17 protein-coding genes are annotated in these 23,164 nt (G+C 70.9%); 8 read left to right on the top strand and 9 right to left on the bottom strand.

Translation table 11 applies throughout. The annotated features are described in order from the left end of the window. The first annotated feature begins 5 nt into the window (after positions 1-5). From AW27_RS09835 to icmA, 3 genes are all read left to right on the top strand, one after another. A complete protein-coding gene (locus tag AW27_RS09835; protein WP_030655839.1) occupies positions 6-515 on the top strand; it encodes a MarR family winged helix-turn-helix transcriptional regulator in 510 nt (169 codons plus the stop codon). A 63-nt stretch (positions 516-578) separates the two neighbouring features. Further along, positions 579-908, top strand: a complete 330-nt coding sequence (locus AW27_RS09830; RefSeq protein ID WP_037928005.1) for a DUF3817 domain-containing protein — start codon at positions 579-581, stop codon at positions 906-908. Between the two features lie 87 nt (positions 909-995). Beyond that, complete coding sequence (gene icmA / locus AW27_RS09825; protein WP_037928007.1) at positions 996-2,696, top strand: coenzyme B12-dependent isobutyryl-CoA mutase large subunit; 1,701 nt, start codon at positions 996-998, stop codon at positions 2,694-2,696. Between the two features lie 131 nt (positions 2,697-2,827). Here icmA and AW27_RS09820 read toward each other — a convergent pair whose 3' ends face one another. Continuing rightward, positions 2,828-3,448, bottom strand: coding sequence for a TetR/AcrR family transcriptional regulator (locus AW27_RS09820; RefSeq protein ID WP_037928641.1), 621 nt, complete (start codon positions 3,446-3,448; stop codon positions 2,828-2,830). A gap of 264 nt (positions 3,449-3,712) precedes the next feature. Here AW27_RS09820 and AW27_RS09815 point away from each other — a divergent pair, with 264 nt between their 5' ends. From AW27_RS09815 to AW27_RS09800, 4 genes are all read left to right on the top strand, one after another. Beyond that, positions 3,713-4,711 carry a tetratricopeptide repeat protein gene (locus AW27_RS09815; RefSeq protein ID WP_037928010.1) on the top strand — a complete coding sequence of 333 codons (999 nt, stop codon included), beginning with the start codon at positions 3,713-3,715 and terminating at the stop codon, positions 4,709-4,711. 616 nt (positions 4,712-5,327) lie between these two features. Further along, positions 5,328-5,969, top strand: a complete 642-nt coding sequence (locus AW27_RS09810) for a DUF6230 family protein (RefSeq protein ID WP_037928013.1) — start codon at positions 5,328-5,330, stop codon at positions 5,967-5,969. Between the two features lie 108 nt (positions 5,970-6,077). Beyond that, positions 6,078-6,680, top strand: coding sequence for a DUF6114 domain-containing protein (locus tag AW27_RS09805; protein WP_037928016.1), 603 nt, complete (start codon positions 6,078-6,080; stop codon positions 6,678-6,680). Beyond that, the gene (locus AW27_RS09800) at positions 6,670-7,947 is read left to right on the top strand and encodes a hypothetical protein (protein WP_037928019.1); all 1,278 of its coding nucleotides are present in this window, start codon (positions 6,670-6,672) and stop codon (positions 7,945-7,947) included. The genes AW27_RS09805 and AW27_RS09800 overlap by 11 nt, the downstream gene beginning before the upstream one ends. A 99-nt stretch (positions 7,948-8,046) precedes the next feature. On the opposite strand, the gene pyk is transcribed toward AW27_RS09800, so the two are convergent. The 3 genes from pyk to pta all read right to left on the bottom strand — a co-directional run bounded on the left by pyk (position 8,047) and on the right by pta (position 12,966). After that, complete coding sequence (pyk, locus tag AW27_RS09795; protein WP_037928021.1) at positions 8,047-9,477, bottom strand: pyruvate kinase; 1,431 nt, start codon at positions 9,475-9,477, stop codon at positions 8,047-8,049. Between the two features lie 61 nt (positions 9,478-9,538). Then, positions 9,539-10,753, bottom strand: a complete 1,215-nt coding sequence (locus AW27_RS09790) for an acetate kinase (RefSeq protein WP_037928022.1) — start codon at positions 10,751-10,753, stop codon at positions 9,539-9,541. Positions 10,754-10,875: 122 nt separating this feature from the next. After that, positions 10,876-12,966: a phosphate acetyltransferase gene (pta, locus tag AW27_RS09785; protein WP_037928024.1), complete on the bottom strand. Its 2,091-nt coding sequence runs from the start codon at positions 12,964-12,966 to the stop codon at positions 10,876-10,878. A 235-nt stretch (positions 12,967-13,201) separates the two neighbouring features. On the opposite strand from pta, the gene AW27_RS09780 reads away from it, so the two are divergent. After that, on the top strand, positions 13,202-14,227 hold the full coding sequence (locus AW27_RS09780) for an ATP-dependent 6-phosphofructokinase (RefSeq protein WP_037928025.1): 1,026 nt from the start codon (positions 13,202-13,204) through the stop codon (positions 14,225-14,227). A gap of 103 nt (positions 14,228-14,330) precedes the next feature. Here AW27_RS09780 and AW27_RS09775 read toward each other — a convergent pair whose 3' ends face one another. The 5 genes from AW27_RS09775 to AW27_RS09755 form a co-directional block, all read right to left on the bottom strand. Further along, the gene (locus AW27_RS09775; protein WP_172671406.1) at positions 14,331-14,954 is read right to left on the bottom strand and encodes a helix-turn-helix domain-containing protein; all 624 of its coding nucleotides are present in this window, start codon (positions 14,952-14,954) and stop codon (positions 14,331-14,333) included. A 450-nt stretch (positions 14,955-15,404) separates the two neighbouring features. Further along, a complete protein-coding gene (gene glgB, locus AW27_RS09770) occupies positions 15,405-17,693 on the bottom strand; it encodes a 1,4-alpha-glucan branching enzyme (protein ID WP_037928029.1) in 2,289 nt (762 codons plus the stop codon). Next, positions 17,690-19,132, bottom strand: coding sequence for a maltokinase N-terminal cap-like domain-containing protein (locus AW27_RS09765; protein ID WP_063890648.1), 1,443 nt, complete (start codon positions 19,130-19,132; stop codon positions 17,690-17,692). The genes glgB and AW27_RS09765 overlap by 4 nt, the downstream gene beginning before the upstream one ends. A 177-nt stretch (positions 19,133-19,309) precedes the next feature. Next, a complete protein-coding gene (treS, locus tag AW27_RS09760; RefSeq protein WP_037928031.1) occupies positions 19,310-21,028 on the bottom strand; it encodes a maltose alpha-D-glucosyltransferase in 1,719 nt (572 codons plus the stop codon). Next, a complete protein-coding gene (locus AW27_RS09755; protein ID WP_052031250.1) occupies positions 21,025-23,019 on the bottom strand; it encodes an alpha-1,4-glucan--maltose-1-phosphate maltosyltransferase in 1,995 nt (664 codons plus the stop codon). Before AW27_RS09755 ends, treS begins: the two co-directional genes overlap by 4 nt. Between the last annotated feature and the right edge of the window lie 145 nt (positions 23,020-23,164).

Here is a 23,164-nt window from a genome sequence, read left to right as displayed (position 1 = left end):
GAGGCGTGCCCAAGCCGCTCAGCCTTCCCTTCGACCCCATCGCCCGCGCCGACGAGCTCTGGCAGCAGCGCTGGGGGCCCGTGCCCTCGATGGCCGCGATCACCTCGATCATGCGCGCCCACCAGATCCTGCTCGGCGAGGTCGACGCGGTCGTCAAGCCGTACGGGCTGACCTTCGCGCGCTACGAGGCGCTGGTGCTGCTCACCTTCTCCAAGGCGGGCGAGCTGCCGATGTCGAAGATCGGCGAGAGGCTGATGGTCCACCCGACCTCGGTGACCAACACCGTGGACCGGCTGGTGAGGTCCGGGCTGGTCGCCAAGCGGCCCAACCCGAACGACGGCCGAGGCACCCTCGCCTCCATCACGGAGAAGGGCCGCGAGGTCGTCGAGGCCGCCACAAAGGACCTGATGGCCGTCGACTTCGGCCTCGGCGCCTACGACGCCGAGGAGTGCGGCGAGATCTTCGCTCTGCTCCGCCCGCTGCGGGTGGCCGCCGCCGACTTCGAGGAGTCCTGAGGCCGCCCCGCGATCCCGGGGCCGCGTCAAGATCGAGCAAAACGGACGGTTAGGCTCGTCGGCATGAAACGAAGCGTGCTGACCCGCTACCGCGTCATGGCCTACGTGACCGCGGTCATGCTCCTGATCCTGTGCGCCTGCATGGTGGCGAAGTACGGCTTCGACACCGGGGCCGATCTGACCTTCGTGGTGTCGCAGACCCACGGCGTGCTGTTCATGATCTACCTGGTGTTCGCCTTCGACCTGGGATCCAAGGCGAAGTGGCCCTTCGGCAGGCTGCTGTGGGTGCTGGTGTCGGGCACGATCCCGCTGGCCGCCTTCTTCGTCGAGCGCACGGTCCGCGCCGAGGTGGAGCCGCTGATCGACGACTCGCTCGCGACCGCGAAGGCCTGACGACGAGGCGAGCGTCACCCGCCCCCGGGACGACTCCCGGGGGTTTCCCATCGACATTTACTAGGACGTCCTAGTAAATTCGTGGGTATGGACGCTGACGCCATCGAGGAGGGCCGCCGCCGCTGGCAGGCCCGTTATGACAAGGCCCGCAAGCGCGAGGCAGACTTCACCACGCTCTCCGGCGACGAGGTCGAACCCGTCTACGGGCCCCGGCCCGGCGACGCGTACGAGGGCTTCGAGCGGATCGGCTGGCCGGGGGAGTACCCGTACACGCGCGGCCTGCACGCCACCGGCTACCGCGGCCGGACCTGGACCATCCGCCAGTTCGCCGGCTTCGGGAACGCCGAGCAGACGAACGAGCGCTACAAGATGATCCTGGCCGCCGGCGGCGGCGGGCTCTCGGTCGCCTTCGACATGCCGACCCTCATGGGCCGCGACTCCGACGACCCCCGCTCCCTCGGTGAGGTCGGCCACTGCGGCGTCGCCATCGACTCCGCCGCCGACATGGAGGTCCTCTTCAAGGACATTCCCCTCGGCGACGTCACGACCTCCATGACGATCTCGGGCCCCGCCGTGCCCGCCTTCTGCATGTACCTGGTCGCCGCCGAGCGCCAGGGCGTGGACCCCGCCGTCCTGAACGGCACCCTCCAGACGGACATCTTCAAGGAGTACATCGCCCAGAAGGAGTGGCTCTTCGAGCCGGAGCCGCACCTGCGCCTCATCGGCGACCTCATGGAGTACTGCGCGAAGGGCATCCCGGCCTACAAGCCGCTGTCCGTCTCCGGCTACCACATCCGCGAAGCCGGGGCCACGGCCGCGCAGGAGCTCGCGTACACCCTCGCCGACGGCTTCGGCTACGTGGAGCTGGGCCTCTCCCGCGGCCTGGACGTGGACCACTTCGCCTCCGGGCTCTCCTTCTTCTTCGACGCGCACCTCGACTTCTTCGAGGAGATCGCCAAGTTCCGCGCGGCCCGCCGGATCTGGGCCCGCTGGATGAAGGAGGTCTACGGGGCCCGGAACGAGAAGTCGATGTGGCTGCGCTTCCACACGCAGACCGCGGGCGTCTCCCTCACCGCGCAGCAGCCCTACAACAACGTCGTGCGCACCGCCGTGGAAGCCCTCGCGGCCGTCCTCGGCGGCACCAACTCGCTGCACACCAACGCCCTCGACGAGACCCTCGCGCTGCCGAGCGAGCAGGCTGCCGAGATCGCCCTGCGCACCCAGCAGGTGCTGATGGAGGAGACCGGCGTCGCCAACGTGGCGGACCCGCTGGGCGGCTCCTGGTTCGTGGAGCAGCTCACCGACCGCATCGAGGCCGACGCCGAGCGGATCTTCGAGCAGATCAAGGAGCGCGGCCTGCGCGCCCACCCCGACGGGCAGCACCCCATCGGTCCGATCACCTCGGGCATCCTGCGCGGCATCGAGGACGGCTGGTTCACCGGCGAGATCGCCGAGTCCGCCTTCCAGTACCAGCGCTCGCTGGAGAAGGGCGACAAGCGGGTCGTCGGCGTCAACGTCCACCACGGATCGGTCACCGGCGACCTGGAGATCCTGCGGGTCAGCCACGAGGTGGAGCGCGAACAGGTCCGCATGCTCGCCGATCGCAAGGCCCGCCGCGACGACGCCAAGGTCGCCGCCTCCCTGAAGGCCATGCTGGACGCCGCCCGCGACGGGTCGAACATGATCCCCGCCATGCTGGACGCGGTCCGCGCCGAGGCCACGATGGGCGAGATCTGCAACACGCTGCGCGACGAATGGGGCACCTACACCGAGCCCCCGGGCTTCTGAGGCCGGGTCCCGCCCCGGAGAGCGCGCGGAAGGCCGGTCGCGGCGCCCGTAGGGTGGCGCCGTGACCGGCCTTCCCCTGCCCGTACGGAGCGTGAGCGCGCACGGGGTGAGGAACAGGGGCGGCTGCGGCCTCAGGCGGCGGCCGCGCCGCGCAGGCCGTGCATCAGGAGGGTGGTGAAGGCTGCCACCCAGAGCTCGTCCACCGGCTCCGAGCTCACCAGGGCGCGGTGCACCACGGTGCCCGCGATCACGTCGAAGATCAGGTCCGTGGTGTGGCCGGCGAGGAAGTCGTCCTCCTCGTGGGGGAGTTCGCCGCGGGCCTGGGCCCGTTCGCGGCCCAGGACGACGAGACGTTTCTGCCGGTCCACGATCGCCGACCGGATCCGGTCGCGCAGGGCCTCGTCCCGGGTGGACTCGGCGACGACCGCCATCAGGGCCGTACGGGCCTCCGGGCGCCGCAGCAGCTCCGCGAAGCGCAGGACCACGTACTCGATGTCGGCTTCCAGGGAGCCCCGGTCCGGCAGTTCGAGCGAGTCGAAGAGCTCCGCGACCGCGTCCACGACCAGCTCGCTCTTGCCCGCCCAGCGCCGGTACAGGGTGGTCTTGGCGACGCCCGCGCGGGCCGAGACGTCGCCCATGGTCAGCTTCGACCAGCCCAGCTCGACCAGCGCGTCCCGGGTGGCGGCGAGGATGGCGGCGTCCGCGGCCGCGCTGCGGGGGCGACCGGTGCGGCCGGGGCTCGGGTTGCGCATGGCCGAGACCATACCCGCCGGTAGCCGAACGGGCCGCTGTGGTTCAGATCACGGGCGCCGCGGGGGCGCGCCGGGCCCCCGGGAGAGTTACGCTACGGCTCGTAGCGTAAGAGCGACAACCACGCGACGAGCTACAGGCGCCAGGTGGGGACCCGGCGCCGCCCAGCAAGACGATCGCAGTGGACGTGACGGCACGGACGTGACGGCACGGCCAATTCGCGCGATCTTTTTCGTCGGCGCGCGCACACGGGGGAGGATGTACGCATGCAGCCCAGAAACATGTCCATGAGCGGCGTCGTCGACCTCGCCGCGGTGAAGGCGGCCGGCGAGGCCAAGGCCAAGGCCGAGCAGGCCCGCGCGGAAGCGGCGCGGCAGGCCGCTCAGGGTGGCGCGGCCGCTCCGGCCGCCGGCGCCGTCCCGCCCTCGGCACTCGTCGTCGACGTCGACGAGGCCGGCTTCGAACGCGACGTGCTCCAGCTCTCCGCCGAGGTCCCGGTCGTCCTGGACTTCTGGGCCGAGTGGTGCCAGCCGTGCAAGCAGCTCAGCCCGCTCCTGGAGCGCCTGACCGTCGAGGCGAACGGCCGCCTCGTGCTGGCCAAGGTGGACGTCGACGCCAATCAGATGCTGATGCAGCAGTTCCAGATCCAGGGCATCCCGGCCGTCTTCGCCGTGGTTGCCGGTCAGGTGCTGCCACTGTTCCAGGGCGTCGCCCCCGAGCAGCAGATCCGCGAGACCCTCGCCCAGCTGGTCCAGGTCGCCGAGGAGCGCTTCGGGATCATCGGCCTCCAGGTGGACCCGAACGCCGAGGGCGCCGCCGAGGCCATCCCGGCCGAGGCGCCCGCCGGACCGTACGACGCGCTGCTGGAGGCGGCCGTCGTCGCACTGGATGCAGGCGACCTGGGCGGTGCGGTGCAGGCGTACAAGAACGTGCTCGCGGACGACCCGGGCAACACCGAGGCCAAACTCGGGTTGGCCCAGGCCGAGCTGCTCGCCAGGGTCCAGCACATGAACCCGCAGCAGGTGCGCACGGCCGCCGCCGAGAATCCGCGCGATCCGGCGGCGCAGATCGCCGCGGCCGACCTCGATCTGGTCGGCGGCCACGTGGAGGACGCCTTCGGGCGCCTGGTGGACACCGTGAAGGTCACGTTCGGTGACGATCGCGATGCGGTGCGGCTGCGGCTTCTCGAACTGTTCGAGGTCATCGGCGCCGACGATCCGAGGGTGACGGCGGCGCGGACGGCGCTGGCGCGGGTGCTCTTCTAGGGCGGCTCCGGTGCGGTTCCGAGCCGGTCCCGGGAAGGGCTCGGAGGTCGGTGGACCGCCGACGATTTGTTGACACGTAGATAAACAGCGGCCGCGCTTTGCCAAAACTTGGCATTCGCGGCCGCTGTTACTCGCAGTAAATCGAACCCCGTGAACTGTCCGGTGTGTTCACCATTCCGCCATTCTGTCGTGGCCCTCGGCGGCACCCTGCGTTGCCGACGGACGGTTACGGGCAGCACGCAGGTTATCTGGCCGTTACCCGCCAGTAACGAACCCTCTTGTGCCCCGGCCGGGAATGGACCACGATCGGCGACGCTCGGTCCTTCCCGCAGAGCCGCTCACTCGGAGCCGCGGTGAAGGGTCCCCACCGGGCCGGCCGGTGGCAGTGGCACCGGCCGTGGGACAGGGGGGTCTCCGCCGCACGGGCGGGGCCTGTCCTCCAGGTTGCGCGAACGCGTGGCCCAGTGGTTGTCGCTCGGGGGTGAACGCCGGTGTATCGGACGTGGCACGGCCGCGGCCGGCCCGCCTGCGCTCCTTCCCGAGGACGTAGCACTTCTCCCATCCCAGGACGGGCGCGGCCCGGACCGGAGATGTACGTCCGAGAAGGAGGAACGAAATGAGTTCTCAGGTTCGTGGCGGGACCAGATGGAAGCGCTTCGCGCTCGTCATGGTGCCGAGCATCGCGGCCACGGCCGCGGTCGGTGTGGGTCTGGCGCAGGGTGCCCTCGCGGCGTCCTTCAGCGTCTCCGGCCAGGACTTCAAGGTCACGGCCGACAAGCTCGACGGTGACAACCTCATCCAGTACGGCGGCATCGCCGAGGGGCACGACCTCAAGGGCAATGCGCAGCACCACCCGGTGACCATCTCCGGGTTCAGCCACGCCGAGATCACCAACATGTGCCAGTCGCTGGTGACCCCGACGCCGCTGGGCAACATCACGCTGCAGCTGCGCACCGGCCACAAGGGCAAGCCGGCCGTCGCCGACAACATCTACCTGGATGTGGCGGAGCTCGACACCGACGCCGAGTTCAAGAACCTGGACATCGGTGTCGCGGTCGGCGACCAGAGCCACAAGACCAAGCCGCAGGCCGGCACGGTCGCCAGCCCGTACGCGTTCTCGCAGCGCGCGGACAAGGCGATCCTGACCAACGTGCGCCAGAAGGCGTGGGCGACCACGGCCGCCACGTTCAAGCTGCCCGACCTGAAGCTGCGCCTGCTCGGTGGCGACCAGCCGTGCTACCAGGACATCAAGGACTGAGTCCGTCCTGGTGAATGACCGGACGGGCGGGTGGCGACGGCTGTCCCCGCCCGCCCGTCCGGGCTCCACAGAGTTCTCCGTACCACCGTTTCCAGGGAGCTGTTGTCCATGAACCCCCAGGCCCCGGTTTACGTTCGCGCAGAAGACGACGCCTGGCTCACCGTGGTGTACTACCACTTCCATGCCTGGAGCGGTCGCCGTCCCTTCTGGGCCGGGCTGTTCACGCTCCTCGGTGGCTTCCCGATCGCGTACTTCCCCTATGCGGACCTCCGGTTGGGCAACGTCAGTCTCGCGATGGCCACCCCCGGTGGCGCCGGTGCGCTGATCATCGGTGTACTGCTGATCACGCTGGGCCTGGCCCTCTGGTTCCAGCAGTCCATCCGGGTCTTCGCCGGAGTCGCCTCGATCCTGCTGGCCCTGGTGTCCCTGCCGGTGTCCAACCTCGGCGGCTTCGGGATGGGCTTCGTCCTCTCCCTCATCGGCGGCGCACTCGCCCTGTCGTGGGTGCCCGGACAGCCCGCGGAGGAGGTGCCCGCCGACCGGCAGGCGGCCGTCCAGCAGCCCGCGGTCCAGCAGCCGGGCGCGGTCGCCCCGGGCAAGACGGATGCGGCGCCCGGAGCCCTGGACGTTCCGGGCCCCCGCGAGACGGAGACGGCACACGCGAGCGAGACGACTGCCCACGCCGATGGCGGGAGGAACAGTGCGGGGTGACGAGACGCAGCGGGGCGTGGCCCCAGGCGCAGAGTCCCGTGAGAAGACGGGCCCGCGGCACGCGGCGCCCAGGAAGTCCCTGCTGAACAAGATCCAGATACCCGTCGGCAGGACGATGGCGCTGGCGGCGATGCCGACGGCCGTTTTCGTCGGGATGGGCATGGCGCCCAAACTGGCCGTGGCCGACGACAAGGAGATCCCCTTCGCGCCGGGGCCGTGCGTGACGCGGTCCGACGAGCCGGCGGAGACCGAGTCGAAGTCCCCGTCCCCCACGCCCTCCAAGACGGCCTCGCCGAGCACCTCGCCCAGCGCGTCGCCCGCAGCCTCCACCGCCGCGAAGCCGAAGGCGAGCCCTTCCCCTTCGGCGACCGGCTCCCCGTCGGCGAGCACCCCGGCGCCGGCCGCCACCACGCCTGCGCCGGCACCCACGAAGTCCGCGAACCCGCTGGACCCCCTCGGCGTGGGCGACAAGCTCAAGGACCTCTTCGACGGGCTGGGCAAGCCGCTGGAGCCGAAGGCGGACCCGACGCCCACGGCCACGCCCTCCACGACGGCGAAGCCGGCCCCGGACCCTGCGGCGGAAGCGATCAGGCGCGCCGCCGAGCAGGCCGGTGCCACGGTCGAGGAGCTGCCCGACGAGGTCAAGGACACCGTCAGGAAGCCCAAGGACGAGAAGCCCAAGGACGAGAAGCCCAAGGACGAGACACCCGAGGACGAGGGTGACGAGGGCGAGGACGCGACCGAGCCCGGGACGACGAAGGACCCGGACGGGAAGGAACCCTTCCCCTGTCCGACCTACGACGCCGAGGCCCTGGCCAACGCCGAGTTGGAGCAGGGCATCCCGCTCCTGCCGGACGAGCCCTGGTACCTCGACAGCTCCCTGCTGACCCTCTACGGCCTCGACTACCACGGCATCGTCGAGGTGAAGACCGCCGGCGGCAAGGTGAAGAAGGTCCTGAAGTTCACCGCGGACTCGCTGGACATCAAGGACCTCTACCAGACGGTCGGCAAGGGCGGGAACGTCGCCCACCTGAAGTCGCGTCCGGGCTCCACGTCCAAGATCCGCGGCGGCACGGTGACGATGTACACCGAGAGCCTCAAGGGGAAGCTGTTCGGGCTGATCCCGATCGAGTTCACTCCGAACAGCCCGCCGCCCCTGAACGTCCCGTTCGCGTTCTTCACGGACGTCAAGGTCGTCCAGGCCGGCCAGTTCGGCGGCACCCTGACGGTCCCGGAACTGAAGAACTACATCGGTCCGCCCGAGTAGGCGGCACGCCGTACGGACGCACACCGAGGGCGGCACCCCGCGTCACCGCGGGGTGCCGCCCTCGGCCCCTGTGCGGCAGGGTCCGTGGCGATCGACGCGTCAGGCGTGGTCGACGCCGCCCAGGTGGTGCACCCGGACCATGTTGGTGGTGCCCGGTACGCCGGGGGGCGAGCCGGCGGTGATGATCATGGTGTCGCCCTCGTTGTAGCGGCCCAGCTTGAGCAGCTCGCCGTCGACCAGGTCGACCATCGCGTCGGTGGTGTCCACGTGCGGGACGATGTACGACTCGACGCCCCAGCTCAGCGTGAGCTGGTTGCGGGTGTTGACGTCCGTGGTGAAGGCCAGGATCTGCTGGGTGGCGCGGTAGCGCGACAGGCGCCGGGCGGTGTCCCCGGACTGGGTGAAGGCGATGAGTGCCTGGCCGTCCAGGAAGTCGGCGATCTCGCACGCCGCGCGGGCCACGGATCCGCCCTGGGTGCGCGGCTTCTTGCCCGGGACCAGCGGCTGGAGGCCCTTGGAGAGGAGCTCCTCCTCGGCCGCCGCGACGATCTTCGACATCGTCTTGACGGTCTCGATCGGGTAGGCGCCCACGGAGGACTCGGCCGACAGCATGACCGCGTCCGCGCCGTCGAGGATGGCGTTGGCGACGTCGGACGCCTCCGCGCGCGTCGGGCGGGAGTTGGTGATCATCGACTCCATCATCTGGGTCGCGACGATCACCGGCTTGGCGTTGCGGCGGCACATCTCGATGAGCCGCTTCTGGACCATCGGGACCTTTTCGAGCGGGTACTCGACGGCGAGGTCGCCGCGGGCCACCATGACCGCGTCGAAGGCGGCGACCACGGCCTCCATGTTCTCGACGGCCTGCGGCTTCTCCACCTTGGCGATGACGGGGACCCGGCGGCCCTCCTCGTCCATCACCCGGTGGACGTCCTTGACGTCGTTGGCGTCGCGGACGAAGGACAGGGCGACCATGTCGCAGCCCATCCGCAGGGCGAAGCGGAGGTCGTCGACGTCCTTCTCCGACAGGGCGGGGACGTTCACGGCGGCACCCGGCAGGTTGATGCCCTTGTGGTCCGAGATGACACCGCCCTCGATGACGATGGTCCTGACCCGGGGGCCGTCGACCTCCGTCACCCGGAGCTCGACGTTGCCGTCGTTGATCAGGACCTGGTCGCCCTTGGCGACGTCGCCCGGGAGGCCCTTGTAGGTGGTGCCGCAGATGGACTTGTCACCCGGGACGTCCTCGGTGGTGATGACGAACTCGTCACCGCGCACCAGCTCGACGGGCCCCTCGGCGAAGGTCTCCAGGCGGATCTTCGGACCCTGGAGGTCGGCGAGGACGCCGACGGCGCGCCCGGTGTCCTCGGAGACCTGCCGGACGCGGTCGTACCGCTCCTGGTGTTCTGCCTGGGACCCGTGGCTGAAGTTGAATCGGGCCACGTTCATACCTGCCTCGATGAGCGCTTTCAGCTGCTCATACGAGTCGACGGCGGGGCCCAGCGTGCAGACGATTTTGGAACGGCGCATGACTGGATCCTATCGGTTTGTTTCGTAGCGGAATATTCCGACTGGTGGAAAGTCCAAGTGACTACTGGGTAACCAGCGCGTACGCCTGGGTGGCGATCTCCAGTTCCTCATCCGTCGGGACCACCGCCACGGCCACTCGGGCATCGTCCGCCGAAACCAGCCGCGGTTGCGGGGAACGCGCCGCGTTGGCCTCCGGATCCAGTACCAGGCCCAGCGCGGCCAGACCGTCCAGCGCCGCCTCGCGGACCTGGTGGGCGTTCTCGCCGACCCCGGCCGTGAACGCCACCGCGTCCACCCGCCCGAGGACCGCCGCGTAGGCCCCGATGTACTTCTTCAGCCGGTGGACGTACGCGGCGAAGGCCAGGCGCGCCGTCTCGTCGCCCTCGCCCGCCCGCCGCAGCACCTCGCGCATGTCGTTGTCGCCGCACAGGCCCAGCAGACCGCTCTTCTTGTTCAGGAGCGAATCGATCTCATCCACCGAGAGGCCGCCGACCCGGGCCAGGTGGAGGACCACCGCAGGGTCGAGATCGCCCGAGCGGGTGCCCATGACCAGCCCCTCCAGCGGGGTCATGCCCATGGAGGTCTCCACGCAGGCACCGCCGCGCACGGCCGAGGCCGAGGCGCCGTTGCCCAGGTGCAGCACGATCACGTTCACGTCCTCGACCGGCCTGCCCAACAGGGCGGCCGTCGCCCGTGAGACGTAGGCGTGGGAGGTGCCGTGGAAGCCGTACCGCCGGATGGAGTACGCGTCGGCGGTCGCCGCGTCGATGGCGTACCGGGCCGCGTACTCCGGCATCGTGGAGTGGAAGGCGGTGTCGAAGACGGCGACCTGGGGGAGGTCCGCCCGCAGCGAGCGGGCCACCTCGATGCCCGTCACGTTCGCCGGGTTGTGCAGCGGGGCCAGAGGGATCAGCTTCCGGATCTCCGCCAGCACCTCGTCGTCGATCACGGTCGGCCGGGTGAACCGCGTCCCGCCGTGCACCACCCGGTGCCCGACCGCGGCCAGCTCGGGGGAGTCCAGGCCGAGGCCGTCGGCGGCGAGCTCGGCGGCGACGGCCTTCAGCGCGGCCTCGTGGTCCGCGATCGCGCCGACCCGCTCGCGCCTGCCGCCGGCCGCGGCGGGACCCGTGAGCGGCTCGTGCACCAGCCGGGAGGTCCCCTCTCCGATCCGCTCCACCAGGCCGGCGGCCAGACGCGACCGGTCCGCCATGTCGAGGAGCTGGTACTTGACCGAGGAGGAGCCGGAGTTGAGGACGAGTACGCGCGAAGCGGTCACGGTGGGGGTCTTTCCTTGTCGCGGGCGGTGACGGAGAAGGGCGGTGCGGAGGCGGAGGGGCGGGACGGGACGGGCCGAGCGGGACGGGCCGAGCGGGGCGGCAGAGGCGGGAGGCGGACCGCTCAGGCGCCGGCGACGGGCCCCGGTGCGCCCTGCGCCTGGATCGCCGTGATGGCCACGGTGGTGACGATGTCCTGGACGAGGGCGCCGCGCGAGAGGTCGTTCACGGGCTTGCGCAGACCCTGGAGCACCGGGCCGACCGCGACCGCGCCCGCCGAACGCTGCACGGCCTTGTACGTGTTGTTGCCCGTGTTCAGGTCGGGGAAGATCAGCACCGTCGCGCGGCCGGCCACCTCGGACCCGGGCAGCTTCGTCGCGGCGACCGAGGGTTCCACCGCCGCGTCGTACTGGATCGGACCCTCGACCGCCAGATCGGGCCGCCGCTCGCGGACGATCTCGGTGGCCTTGCGGACCTTGTCGACGTCCGCGCCCGAGCCGGAGGTGCCGGTCGAGTACGAGAGCATCGCGATCCGCGGCTCGACCCCGAAGGCGGCGGCGGTGGCGGCCGACTGGACGGCGATGTCGGCGAGTTGCTCGGCGTTCGGGTCCGGGTTGACCGCGCAGTCGCCGTACACGAGGACCCGGTCGGCCAGGCACATGAAGAAGACGGAGGAGACGATGGACGCCTCCGGTTTGGTCTTGATGATCTCGAACGCCGGGCGGATGGTCGCAGCGGTGGAGTGCACCGAGCCGGAGACCATGCCGTCGGCCAGGCCCCGCTCGACCATCAGGGTGCCGAAGTAGTTGACGTCGGTGACCACGTCGCCGGCCAGCTCGACGGTCATGCCCTTGTGCGCGCGGACCGAGGCGTAGTACTCGGCGAACCCCTCCCGCAGCGGCGACGTCGCCGGGTCGATGAGCTGCGCGCCCGAGACGTCGATGCCGAGGTCGCCGGCCTTCTTGAGGATCGCCTGCTCGTCGCCCAGCAGGGTCAGGTCGCACACGCTCCGGCGCAGCACCACGTCCGCGGCCCGCAGCACCCGCTCCTCGGTGCCCTCGGGCAGGACGACACGGCGGCGGCCGGAGCGGGCCCGCTCCAGCAACTCGTGCTCGAACATCATCGGCGTGACGCGCTCCGAACGGGTCACCGAGAGCAGGCCGCGCAGCTCGCCGGTGTCCACGTGGCGCTCGAAGAGGCCGAGCGCGGTCTCCAGCTTGCGCGGGGTCGCGGAGTTCAACCGGCTCTGCAGCGAGAAGAGTTCGGTGGCGGTCGGGAAGCTGTTGCCGGCCACGGACACCACGGGCGTGCCCGGTGCCAGCTTCGATGCCAGCGCCAGGATGTCCTTGCTCGGCCGCTCGTTCAGGGTGAGCAGCACGCCGGCGATCGGCGGGGTGCCCGAGGTGTGCGCGGCGAGTGCGCCGATCACGAGGTCCGAACGGTCGCCGGGGGTCACGACCAGGCAGCCGGGGGTCAGGGCGTTCAGGAAGTTCGGCAGCATCGCGCCGCCGAAGACGAAGTCCAGGGCGTCGCGGGCCAGGCCCGCGTCGTCGCCGAGGAGTACCTCGCCGCCGAGCGCCCGGGTGATCTGGGCGACGGTCGGGGCGGACAGCGACTTGTCGTCCGGCAGTACGTAGCAGGGCACGGGGAGGCGGGCCGCCAGCCGCTCGGCTATCAGGTCGCGGTCCTCCGCGGCCACCCGGTTGACGACCATCGCGACGACATGGCACCCCAGGCTCTCGTACGCGCGGTGGGCGTTGCGGGCCTCGGCGCGCACGTCCTCGGCGGGGCGGTTGGTGCCGCCCACGACGGGGACGACGACCGCGCCGAGTTCGTTGGCGAGGCGGGCGTTGAGCGCCAGTTCGTCGGGGAGGTTGGTCTCCGCGTAGTCGGTGCCCAGGACGAGCACGACCTCGTAGTCGCGGGCCAGTCGGTGGTAGCGGTCGACCAGCTGCGAGACGAGCTCGTCGGTGCCCTTCTCCGCCAGGATCGCCGACGCCTCGCGGTACTCCATCCCGTAGGCCGCCGAGGCGTCCTGGTCGATCCGGTAGCGGGCCTTGAGCAGGTCGAAGAGGCGGTCGGGCGCATCGTGGAGAAGTGGCCGGTACACGCCCACCCGGCCGGTCTGCCGGGTCAGGAGCTCCATGATCCCGAGTTCGACGACCTGCCGGCCGTCCCCCCGCTCGATGCCGGTCACGTACACGCTGCGCGTCACGCGTGCTCCCCGTCTCTCTTCGTGTGGTCGATCGACCCGGTTTGGATGCCTTTCCCTCTTGACAATACCTCTGTCAATGGATAGAGCGCCCGCCGGAACGTCGGCCCGGTCCGGCGGGTCCAAAGGCCCTCCGGACCGGGTGGTGCGGAGCGCGCCCCACTCCGCGAGCATGGAACAATCGGACAGGCGGCATCAATACGCCCTTCTTATGTACGGGAGCAGGAGACACAGCACGATGCGTATCGGAGTTCTCACCGCAGGCGGAGACTGCCCGGGCCTCAACGCTGTCATCCGGTCGGTCGTACACCGTGCCGTGGTCGGGCACGGGGACGAGGTCATCGGTTTCGAGGACGGCTTCAAGGGCCTCCTCGACGGCCACTTCCGCCCCCTCGACATCAATGCCGTCAGCGGCATCCTCGCCCGCGGCGGCACGATCCTCGGCTCGGCGCGCATGGAGCGGGCCCGTCTGCACGAGGCAGCCGAGAACGCGCAGGAGCTGGCCACCCGCTACGGCATCGACGCGCTCATCCCGATCGGCGGTGAGGGCACCCTGACCGCGGCCCGGATGCTGTCCGATGCCGGGATGCCGGTCGTCGGCGTGCCCAAGACCATCGACAACGACATCTCCTCCACCGACCGCACCTTCGGCTTCGACACCGCCGTCATGGTCGCCACCGAGGCCATCGACCGCCTCAAGACCACGGCCGAGTCCCACCAGCGCGTGATGGTGGTCGAGGTCATGGGCCGTCACGCGGGCTGGATCGCCCTGGAGTCCGGGATGGCCGGCGGCGCCCACGGGATCTGCCTGCCGGAGCGCCCCTTCGAGGTGGACGCCCTGGTCAAGATGGTCGAGGAACGCTTCGCCCGAGGGAAGAAGTTCGCCGTCGTCTGCGTCGCCGAGGGCGCGCACCCGGCCGAGGGCTCCATGCCGTACGAGAAGGGCGCGATCGACGCCTACGGCCACGAGCGCTTCGCCGGCATCGGCAACCGCCTCGCCATCGAACTGGAGCACCGCCTGGGCAAGGAGGCCCGCCCGGTCATCCTCGGCCACGTCCAGCGCGGCGGCACCCCCACCGCCTATGACCGCGTCCTCGCGACCCGCTTCGGCTGGCACGCCGTGGAGGCGGTCCACCGCGGCGAGTACGGCAACATGACCGCCCTGCGCGGCACCGACATCGTCATGGCCCCGCTCGCCCACGCGGTCACCGAGCTGAAGACCGTCCCCGAGGACCGCATGTACGAGGCCGAATCGGTCTTCTGACGCTCCCTCCCGGCCAGGCCCCGGCCGCCGCCGGCGTCTCGACCGCCGTGGCCTTCGCACCACTGCTCCAGGCTCCGGGCGGTGCGCGGGCGCTCCGGGCGTGCTACCCCGCGCCGCCCGCGAGCTGCCAGAAGCGGTCCACGATCCCGGTGAGGAACTCGCGGCCCGCGTCCCCGCTCGCGGCCTCGCCCTGACCGCCGCCCCAGCTGAGCGTCGCCACCATCCGCGACTGGTAGTCCCCGTGCAACTGCTCCAGCACCCGCTCCAGGTGGTGCTTGGGGATCGGCAGCAGTTTGCCGAGCGGCTTCACGTAGGCCTGCCAGCGCGTGGTGACCGCGCTGCGCAGCAGTCCGGCGAGCTCCTCCTGCTTGCCGGTCGCCGTCACGAACTGGGCCAGGGTGAGACCGAGCACGGTGGCGAGAGCGGCGGACTGCCGCTCGTTGCCCTTCCAGCGTCCGGTGTCCTCCATCTTCTGGTAGGAGCCCGTCTCCAGGCCGATCCGCCGGGCCAGTTCGTCCGCCGCCAGCCCCCGCGCGATCCGGTGCTCCCGCAGGGTGACCGGCTCGGCCAGCAGCTCGCCGGGCGAACACCACAGGACGCCCGCGAGCGCCGTGAGCTCGGCGGACGACGGTGATATCTCGCCGCGCTCCCACGCCATCACCGTCTCTGGGGCGACCACGAGTCCGTACTGGGCGCGCAGGCCGTAGGCGACATGTCCGGGAGCCATGCCCAGGGCCGCACGCAGACGCCGCGCGGCGGGGGCATTGAAGGGTGGGCTGGAGTGCACACCGCACACCGTAGAAGTGGCCGGGCTGCGCCGCCTACAGACCAAACAAACAAGCCAATACCTCGTAGGAACGTCCTATGGAGGAGGGGTCTTTTGGCGAGTTTTCCGGCGACTGTCCGGTAATCGGTGCATCTTCGGAATTCGAAGATCCATTACTGCGTACGGTTCCAGCCAACTCCCCGCGACGCAATACCCCTCACACGGCCTCCACGGAATGTGAACCGGAACCGCCCCTCGTACGTGGTTCCTGTGGGGCCCTCGCATACGGGGGTGGCGAGGGCCCCGCCCCGAGCACGTCCTGCTCGCCTCCGGCGACGGTGGAGCCGTGCGCCGGCCGGCCGGCGCACGGTCCGTCCTCCGCCCCCTGCCGGAAGCGGAGGACGGGTTCGGCTACGGCCTGAGCCAGATCGTCGCCAGCGGCGGCAGCGTCATCCGCAGGCTGGCCGGGCGGCCCTGCGCCGGCACCGGCTCGGGCCGCAGCGGCTGTGCGTGGTGCACCCCGCTGCCGCCGTACCCCTCCCGGTCGGTGTTGAGGACCTCGTGCCACACCGGTACCTCCTCCGGTACCCCGATCCGGTAGCCGTGCCGGACCACGGGCGAGAAGTTGGACACCGCCAGCAGCTGCGAGCCGTCCCGGGCGTACCGCAGGAAGGCGAAGACGTTGTCCTCCGCCGCGTCCGCCTCCACCCAGGCGAAGCCCTCCGGCACGGTGTCGCGCTCCCACAGCGCCGGCGTGGCCGCATACGCCCGATTCAGGTCCCGCACCAGATCGCGCACGCCCCGGTGGTCGCCGGCCGCCGGGTAGGAGGAGTCCAGCAGCCACCAGTCGGGCCCGTGGGTCTCCGACCACTCCGCCCCCTGGGCGAACTCCTGGCCCATGAAGAGCAGTTGCTTGCCCGGGTGGGCCCACATGAAGCCCAGGTACGCCCGATGCGCGGCCCGCTGCTGCCACCAGTCGCCCCCCGGCATCTTCGACACCAGCGAGCGCTTGCCGTGCACCACCTCGTCGTGCGAGATCGGCAGTACGTAGTTCTCGCTGAAGGCGTAGATCATCCCGAAGGTCATGTCGTGGTGGTGGTACTTGCGGTGCACCGACTCCTTCGACATGTAGCGCAGGGTGTCGTGCATCCAGCCCATGTTCCACTTCAGGCCGAAGCCCAACCCGCCGCCGTCCGTCGGCCGGGTCACGCCGTCCCAGGCGGTGGACTCCTCCGCGATGGTCACCACCCCCGGGCAGCGCCGGTACACCGTGGCGTTCATCTCCTGGAGGAAGGCCACCGCGTCGAGGTTCTCCCGGCCGCCGTGCTCATTGGGCGTCCATTCGCCCTCGCCGCGCGAGTAGTCCAGGTAGAGCATCGAGGCCACCGCGTCCACGCGCAGCCCGTCCACGTGGAACTCCTCGCACCAGTAGACGGCGTTGGCGACGAGGAAGTTGCGTACCTCCTTGCGCCCGTAGTCGAACTCCAGCGTCCCCCAGTCCGGGTGCGCGGCCCGCCGGGGGTCGTGGTGCTCGTACAGCGGCCGCCCGTCGAACTCCGCGAGCGCCCAGTCGTCCCTCGGGAAGTGCGCCGGCACCCAGTCGACGATCACACCGATCCCCGCCCGGTGCAGCGAGTCCACCAGGAAGCGGAAGTCGTCCGGGGTGCCCATCCGCGAGGTCGGCGCGTAGAAGCCGGTGACCTGGTACCCCCACGAGCCGCCGAACGGGTGCTCGGCGACCGGCATCATCTCCACGTGCGTGAAGCCCAGCTCCTTGACGTACTCCGGGAGCTGCTCGGCGAGCTGCCGGTAGGAGAGACCGGGCCGCCAGGACGCCAGGTGCAGCTCGTACACCGAGAAGGGGGCCTGGTGCGGGGCGCGGGCGCCGCGCCGCGCCATCCACTCCGCGTCCTGCCACGCGTACTGTGAGGCGGTGACCACCGAGGCGTTCGCCGGGGGGACCTCCGCGGAGCGGGCCATCGGGTCGGCGCGCAGCGTGTGGCTGCCATCGGGGCGGGTGATGTCGAACTTGTAGAGCGTCCCGGCGCCCACCCCGGGCAGGAAGAGCTCCCAGACGCCGCTGGATCCGAGCGAGCGCATCGGATGGGCGACGGAGTCCCAGTAGCAGAAGTCCCCCGTGACCCGGACCCCCTGCGCGTTCGGCGCCCACACCGTGAACCGGGTCCCGGCCACGCCCTGGTGCTCCATGGGCTGGGCGCCCAGCGCCGTCCACAGCCGCTCGTGGCGGCCCTCGCCGATCAGGTGCAGGTCCAGTTCGCCCAGGGTGGGCAGGAACCGGTAGGGGTCGTGGACCTCGATCTCGTCGCCGGCGTACGCCACCAGCAACCGGTAGTCCGGCACCGCGGTCAGGGGCAGCAGCCCGGAGAACAGTCCGTCGCCGTCGTCGTGCAGCTCGGCCCGCAGCCCCTTGGCGATGACCGTGACCGCCTTGGCGTGCGGGCGCAGCACCCGGAAGGCCACCCCGCCGCGCTGGGTGTGCGCGCCCAGCACCGCGTGCGGGTCGTGATGGCGGCCCTCCAGCAGGCGGGCCCGCTCCTCGGCGGCGAGCGGCGGGGCCGGGCGGACCCCGCGTGGAGGTGCCGAGCGGCGGGCCCGGGGAGTGCGTGGCTTCTTGGCCGCGGCCGCGGCGGGTACGGATTCGTCGCGGACGGTCGGTGACGGCTGTCGTGCGGCGCTCACGCGAGCGGCCTCCTCGGGGGCTTCGGGTGGGGGTGCGGATGGGGGGAGAGGGCGGGCGGGACCGGCGGCACGCGGTGGGCGGGCCGCGAGGGTTCCGAGAGCCGCCGGATCGCGGCCATCGGTACGTGCAGCCAGTCGGGGCGGTGCCGGGACTCGTACCGGGCCTCGTACACCGCCTTGTCGGTCTCGTAGGCGCGCAGCAGAACGGGATCCTCGCGCGGGTCCCGGCCGGTGGTGCGGGCATAGCCCTCGCAGAACGCCGCCCGGCAGTCGTCCGCCCAGGCCGGGGCGAACGGCCGGTGCGAGCGGGCGGCGTAGTCGAAGGAGCGCAGTATCCCCGCGATGTCGCGCACCGCCGGTTCGGGACGGCGCCGGTCGGCCAGCGGCCGGGCCGGCTCCCCCTCGAAGTCGATCAACGACCAGCGGCCGTCGAGGGTGCGCAGGGTCTGGCCCAGATGGAGGTCGCCGTGGATCCGCTGGGCGGCCACCCCCGTCCCGCGGGAGGCGGCCAGCGCGTCGAAGGCGCCCCGCAGCCCGGCCTCGTACGGCCGCAGCGCCGGCACCTCCCGGGCGGTGGCGGCCAGCCGCGCGGTCATCCCCGCGGCGAGCCGTGCGGTCTGCTCCGGCCCGAGCGCGACGGTGGGCAGGGCGGTGGCGAGCGCGCTGTGCACCTCGGCGGTGGCCCGGCCGAGCGCGTGGGCCTCGGCGGTGAAGTCCTCCCCGGCGCCGAGCCGGCGCAGCGCGAGCTGCCATCCGTCGTCCGAGCCGCGCAGGTACGGCTGGAGCACGCCCAGGGTCAGCGGCTCCCCGCCGGGCGGCTCGGCCTCGTACCAGGCGACGGGCGCCGGCACCCGGGCGCAGCCGGCGGCGGCCAGCGCCCTGGGCAGCTCCAGGTCCGGGTTGACGCCGGGGCCGACCCGGCGGAAGACCTTCAGGATGAACGAATCTCCGTAGATGAGGGAGGAATTCGTCTGCTCCCCGGACAGCGGCCTGGGCGTGAGCCCGGCCGGGACCGGTGCGGCCGGGTCCCGGTCGAAGCGCAGCGGGCCGAGCGGGCCGGGCGAGCGCAGCCGCTCCAGCAGCATCGCCGCGAGCCGGGGGTCGCCCAACGCCTCGTAGACCGCCCGGCCCGCGTACGGGCCCTCCTCGGGGTGGCCGATCAGAGCGGGCGCGAGGGCGGGCGGCAGGGACGGGCGGACGCCCAGCAGCAGCTGGTAGCAGTCCCCGTCGACGTCGAGCAGTACGTGCAGCAGTCCGGGGGTGGACCCGGGGGGCAGCAGGTCGGCCGCCGAGACGGTCGTGAGTCTGCTGATGGCCCGACCCTTGCCCGCGAACCAGCGCTGCGCGGGCAGCCAGGCCCGCAGCATCGGTTCGAGCGGGGCGATCCCGGCGGCCCGGTCGGCCGTCAGCCGGCTCCGGGCGGATGCAGCCTCCGACATGGCGTCGCGTCCTTTCCCCGGGCCGTCACAGAATGCGCAGAGTGTCCCGGATGCGCGGCAGTTGCTTCTCCGGCATGTGCGAGTGTCGGGTCAGGATGATCCGTACAGGGGCGGGCGATTGACCCATTCGAGCCGCCCGCCCCCTGGTCGAGGCGTGGTCCGCCTGTGCCGTGCCGGCTATTCGGCGCGGCGGTCACCGCGCTGTTCGGCACGCAGCCGGAACCAGTAGAAGCCGTGTCCCGCCAGGGTCAGCAGGTAGGGCCACTCGCCGATCGGCGGGAAGCGCACGTCGCCCGTGAGCTCCACCGGGACCCGCCCGTTGAACGACTGCAGGTCCAGCTCGGTGGGCTGCGCGAAGCGCGAGAAGTTGTGCACGCACAGCACCAGGTCGTCCCCGTACTCGCGCAGGAACGCGAGCACCGCCGGGTTGGACGACTGCAGTTCGGTGTACGAGCCGAGGCCGAAGGCCGGGTTCGCCTTGCGGATCTCGATCAGCCTGCGGGTCCAGTGCAGCAGTGAGGAGGGCGACGCCATGGCCGCCTCGACATTGGTGACCTGGTACCCGTGGACCGGGTCCATGATGACCGGCAGGTTCAACCTGCCCGGATCGCACGAGGAGAAACCGGCGTTGCGGTCCGGGGTCCACTGCATGGGGGTCCGGACGCCGTCGCGGTCGCCCAGCCAGATGTTGTCGCCCATGCCGATCTCGTCGCCGTAGTAGAGCACCGGCGAGCCGGGCAGCGACAGCAGCAGGGCGGTGAACAGCTCCATCTGGTTGCGGTCGTTGTCCAGCAGCGGGGCGAGCCGGCGCCGGATGCCGATGTTGGCCCGCATCCGCGGGTCCTTGGCGTACTCGGCGTACATGTAGTCGCGCTCTTCGTCCGTGACCATTTCGAGCGTGAGCTCGTCGTGGTTGCGCAGGAAGATCCCCCACTGGCAGTTCTTCGGGATGGCCGGGGTCTTGGCCAGGATCTCGGAGACCGGGTAGCGGGACTCTCTTCGCACGGCCATGAAGATGCGCGGCATGACGGGGAAGTGGAACGCCATGTGGCACTCGTCCCCGCCCTTGGTGAAGTCCCCGAAGTAGTCGACGACGTCCTCGGGCCACTGGTTGGCCTCGGCGAGCAGCACCGTGTCCGGGTAGTGCGCGTCGATCTCGGCCCGGACCCTCTTGAGCAGCTGGTGGGTGCGCGGGAGGTTCTCGCAGTTGGTGCCCTCCTCGGCGTACAGGTAGGGCACGGCGTCGAGGCGGAAGCCGTCGATGCCCAGGTCCAGCCAGAAGCGGAGGGCGGAGATGATCTCCTCCTGGACCGCCGGGTTCTCGAAGTTCAGGTCCGGCTGGTGGGAGAAGAAGCGGTGCCAGTAGTACTGCTTGCGGACCGGGTCGTACGTCCAGTTCGAGGTCTCGGTGTCGACGAAGATGATCCGGGCGTCCTGGTACTGCTTGTCGTTGTCGGCCCACATGTAGTAGTCGCCGTAGGGGCCCTCCGGGTCCTTGCGCGACTGCTGGAACCACTCGTGCTGGTCGCTGGTGTGGTTCATGACGAAGTCGATGATCACCCGCATGCCGCGGGTGTGCGCGGCGTCGACGAACTCCACGAAGTCGGCGAGATCGCCGAACTCGGGCAGCACCGAGGTGTAGTCGGAGACGTCGTAGCCCCCGTCGCGCAGGGGCGAGGCGAAGAACGGCGGCAGCCACAGGCAGTCGACGCCGAGCCACTGGAGGTAGTCCAGTTTGGCGGTGAGGCCCCTGAGGTCCCCGACGCCGTCGCCGTTGCTGTCGTGGAAGGAGCGGACGAGGACCTCGTAGAAGACGGCCCGCTTGAACCAGTCGGGATCGCGGTCCTTGGCGGGGGTGTCCTCGAAGGTGTCGTGGACGGGATCGTTGATCATCATGTGGTGGGTGACCCTCCGGTGGGCGGGGACGGTCGCAGAGCGGTCAGTACGTGCGCGGGCGTGCGGCCCGGCTCTAGGCGCACGTAGTTCGCCCTGCCCCAGTGATAGGTCTCGCCGGTGAGCTCGTCGCGCACCGCGAGGGACCCGTGCCAGTCGAGGCCGAGTACCGGCATGTCCAACGACACCGTCGCCTCCTGGGTGTGGTGCGGATCGAGGTTGACGACCACCAGTACGGAATTGGCGCCCGCGTGCTTCGAATAGGCGATCACCTGTTCGTTGTCGGTCGAGTGGAAGTGGAGGTCGCGCAGCTGCTGCAGCGCGGGGTTGCGCCGGCGCAGCCGGTTCAGGGTGGTGATCAGCGGGGCGATGGTGCGGCCTTCACGGTCGGCGGCGGCCCAGTCGCGTGGCCGGAACTCGTACTTCTCGGAGTTCAGGTACTCCTCGCTGCCCTCGCGCAGCGGGGTGTTCTCGCAGAGCTCGTAGCCGGAGTAGATCCCCCAGGTGGGGGACAGGGTCGCGGCGAGGACGGCGCGCACCTCGAAGGCGGGACGGCCGCCCTTCTGCAGGTACGCATGGAGGATGTCAGGCGTGTTGACGAAGAAGTTCGGCCGCATCACCGAGGCGGAGGGGCCGGCGGAGAGCTCCGTCAGGTACTCCGTCAGCTCGGCCTTGGTGTTGCGCCAGGTGAAGTAGGTGTACGACTGCTGGAAGCCGACGGCGGCGAGCGCGCGCATCATCGCGGGCCGGGTGAAGGCCTCCGCCAGGAAGATCACGTCCGGGTCGGACTTGTTGATGTCCGCGATCACCTTCTGCCAGAAGACGACCGGCTTGGTGTGCGGGTTGTCGACCCGGAAGATGCGCACGCCGTGGTCCATCCAGTGCCGCAGGATCCGGCAGGTCTCCTCGACGATGCCGGCCATGTCGGTGTCGAAGTGGACCGGATAGATGTCCTGGTACTTCTTCGGCGGGTTCTCGGCGTACGCGATCGTCCCGTCGGCGCGGTGGCGGAACCACTCCGGGTGCTTCTCCACCCAGGGGTGGTCGGGGGAGCACTGCAGCGCGAAGTCGAGCGCGATCTCCATGCCCAGTTCGCGGGCCCGCGCGACGAAGGCGTCGAAGTCCTCGATGGTGCCCAGCTCCGGGTGGACCGCCTCGTGGCCGCCCTCGGTGGAGCCGATGGCCCAGGGCACCCCGGGATCCCAACTTCCCGCAGAAAGAGTGTTGTTGGGACCTTTGCGGTAGGTGCTGCCGATCGGGTGGACGGGCGGCAGGTACACCACGTCGAAGCCCATCGCGGCGATCGCGGGCAGCCGCTCCGCGGCGGTCCTGAAGGTGCCGCTGACCGGAGCCTCGCCGGGCTCCAGCACCGCGCCCTCGGAGCGCGGGAACATCTCGTACCAGGACCCGAAGAGGGCCCGCCTGCGCTCGACGAGGAGCGGCAGCGGCTTGGAGGCGGTGACCAGCTCCCGGTAGGGGCGCTTGGCGAGCGCGGCGCCCACGGCGGGGGCCAGCGCGGCCTCGTACCGCTCGGCTGCCGGGAGGTCCTCGTCCCGCATGATCCCGGCCGCGGCCAGGACGGCGTCGCGGCCGTCGCGCTTGGGGATCCGCGCCGCGGCCCGCTCGAAGAGCTCGGCGCCCTCCAGCAGCACCAGCCCGGTGTCGATGCCGGCGGGGATCTTGATCGCGGCGTGGGCCCGCCAGGTGCCCACCGGATCGCTCCACGCCTCGACGGTGTACGTCCACCTCCCCTCGACCTCGGCGGAGATCCGGGCCCCCCACCGATCGGTGCCGGGGGCGAGCTCGCGCAGCGGTACGGGGGGCCGCAGCCGCCCCCTCGGGTCACGCAGGACGATGTGGGCGGCTACGGCGTCGTGCCCTTCGCGGAACACGGTGGCGGAGACCTCGAAGACCTCGTCCACGACCGCCTTTGCGGGTCTGGCGCCGCAGTCGACGGCGGGGCGGACGTCCAGCACGGGAATGCGACCGATCATGATGGGATCACCTGGGGGCAGTTCGCAGGGCTCGGTGACAACAGGCCAGCCGGTGTCACGACTGGTAGTGCACGCTCTGTTCGCTCTGTTTCTAGCCGCTCAGTGGACGGCTGGGCTGCGGGCATGGCCGCTCCTGTCCGCGTTC

This window comes from Streptomyces sp. PCS3-D2 (assembly GCF_000612545.2).
Lineage (GTDB): Bacteria > Actinomycetota > Actinomycetes > Streptomycetales > Streptomycetaceae > Streptomyces.
Note: the sequence above shows the minus strand (reverse complement) of the source record. Positions and strands in the feature narration are given on the sequence as shown.

Bases quoted from the DNA above. Each gene is read 5' to 3' on its own strand.
- AW27_RS09815 (WP_037928010.1), top strand. From the start codon at position 3,713: ATGCAGCCCAGAAACATGTCCATGAGCGGCGTCGTCGACCTCGCCGCG.
- AW27_RS09755 (WP_052031250.1), bottom strand. From the start codon at position 23,019: ATGATCGGTCGCATTCCCGTGCTGGACGTCCGCCCCGCCGTCGACTGC.
- AW27_RS09780 (WP_037928025.1), top strand. From the start codon at position 13,202: ATGCGTATCGGAGTTCTCACCGCAGGCGGAGACTGCCCGGGCCTCAAC.
- icmA (WP_037928007.1), top strand. From the start codon at position 996: ATGGACGCTGACGCCATCGAGGAGGGCCGCCGCCGCTGGCAGGCCCGT.
- AW27_RS09820 (WP_037928641.1), bottom strand. From the start codon at position 3,448: ATGCGCAACCCGAGCCCCGGCCGCACCGGTCGCCCCCGCAGCGCGGCC.
- treS (WP_037928031.1), bottom strand. From the start codon at position 21,028: ATGATGATCAACGATCCCGTCCACGACACCTTCGAGGACACCCCCGCC.
- AW27_RS09810 (WP_037928013.1), top strand. From the start codon at position 5,328: ATGAGTTCTCAGGTTCGTGGCGGGACCAGATGGAAGCGCTTCGCGCTC.
- pyk (WP_037928021.1), bottom strand. From the start codon at position 9,477: ATGCGCCGTTCCAAAATCGTCTGCACGCTGGGCCCCGCCGTCGACTCG.
- AW27_RS09765 (WP_063890648.1), bottom strand. From the start codon at position 19,132: ATGTCGGAGGCTGCATCCGCCCGGAGCCGGCTGACGGCCGACCGGGCC.
- AW27_RS09830 (WP_037928005.1), top strand. From the start codon at position 579: ATGAAACGAAGCGTGCTGACCCGCTACCGCGTCATGGCCTACGTGACC.
- AW27_RS09775 (WP_172671406.1), bottom strand. From the start codon at position 14,954: ATGGCTCCCGGACATGTCGCCTACGGCCTGCGCGCCCAGTACGGACTC.
- AW27_RS09805 (WP_037928016.1), top strand. From the start codon at position 6,078: ATGAACCCCCAGGCCCCGGTTTACGTTCGCGCAGAAGACGACGCCTGG.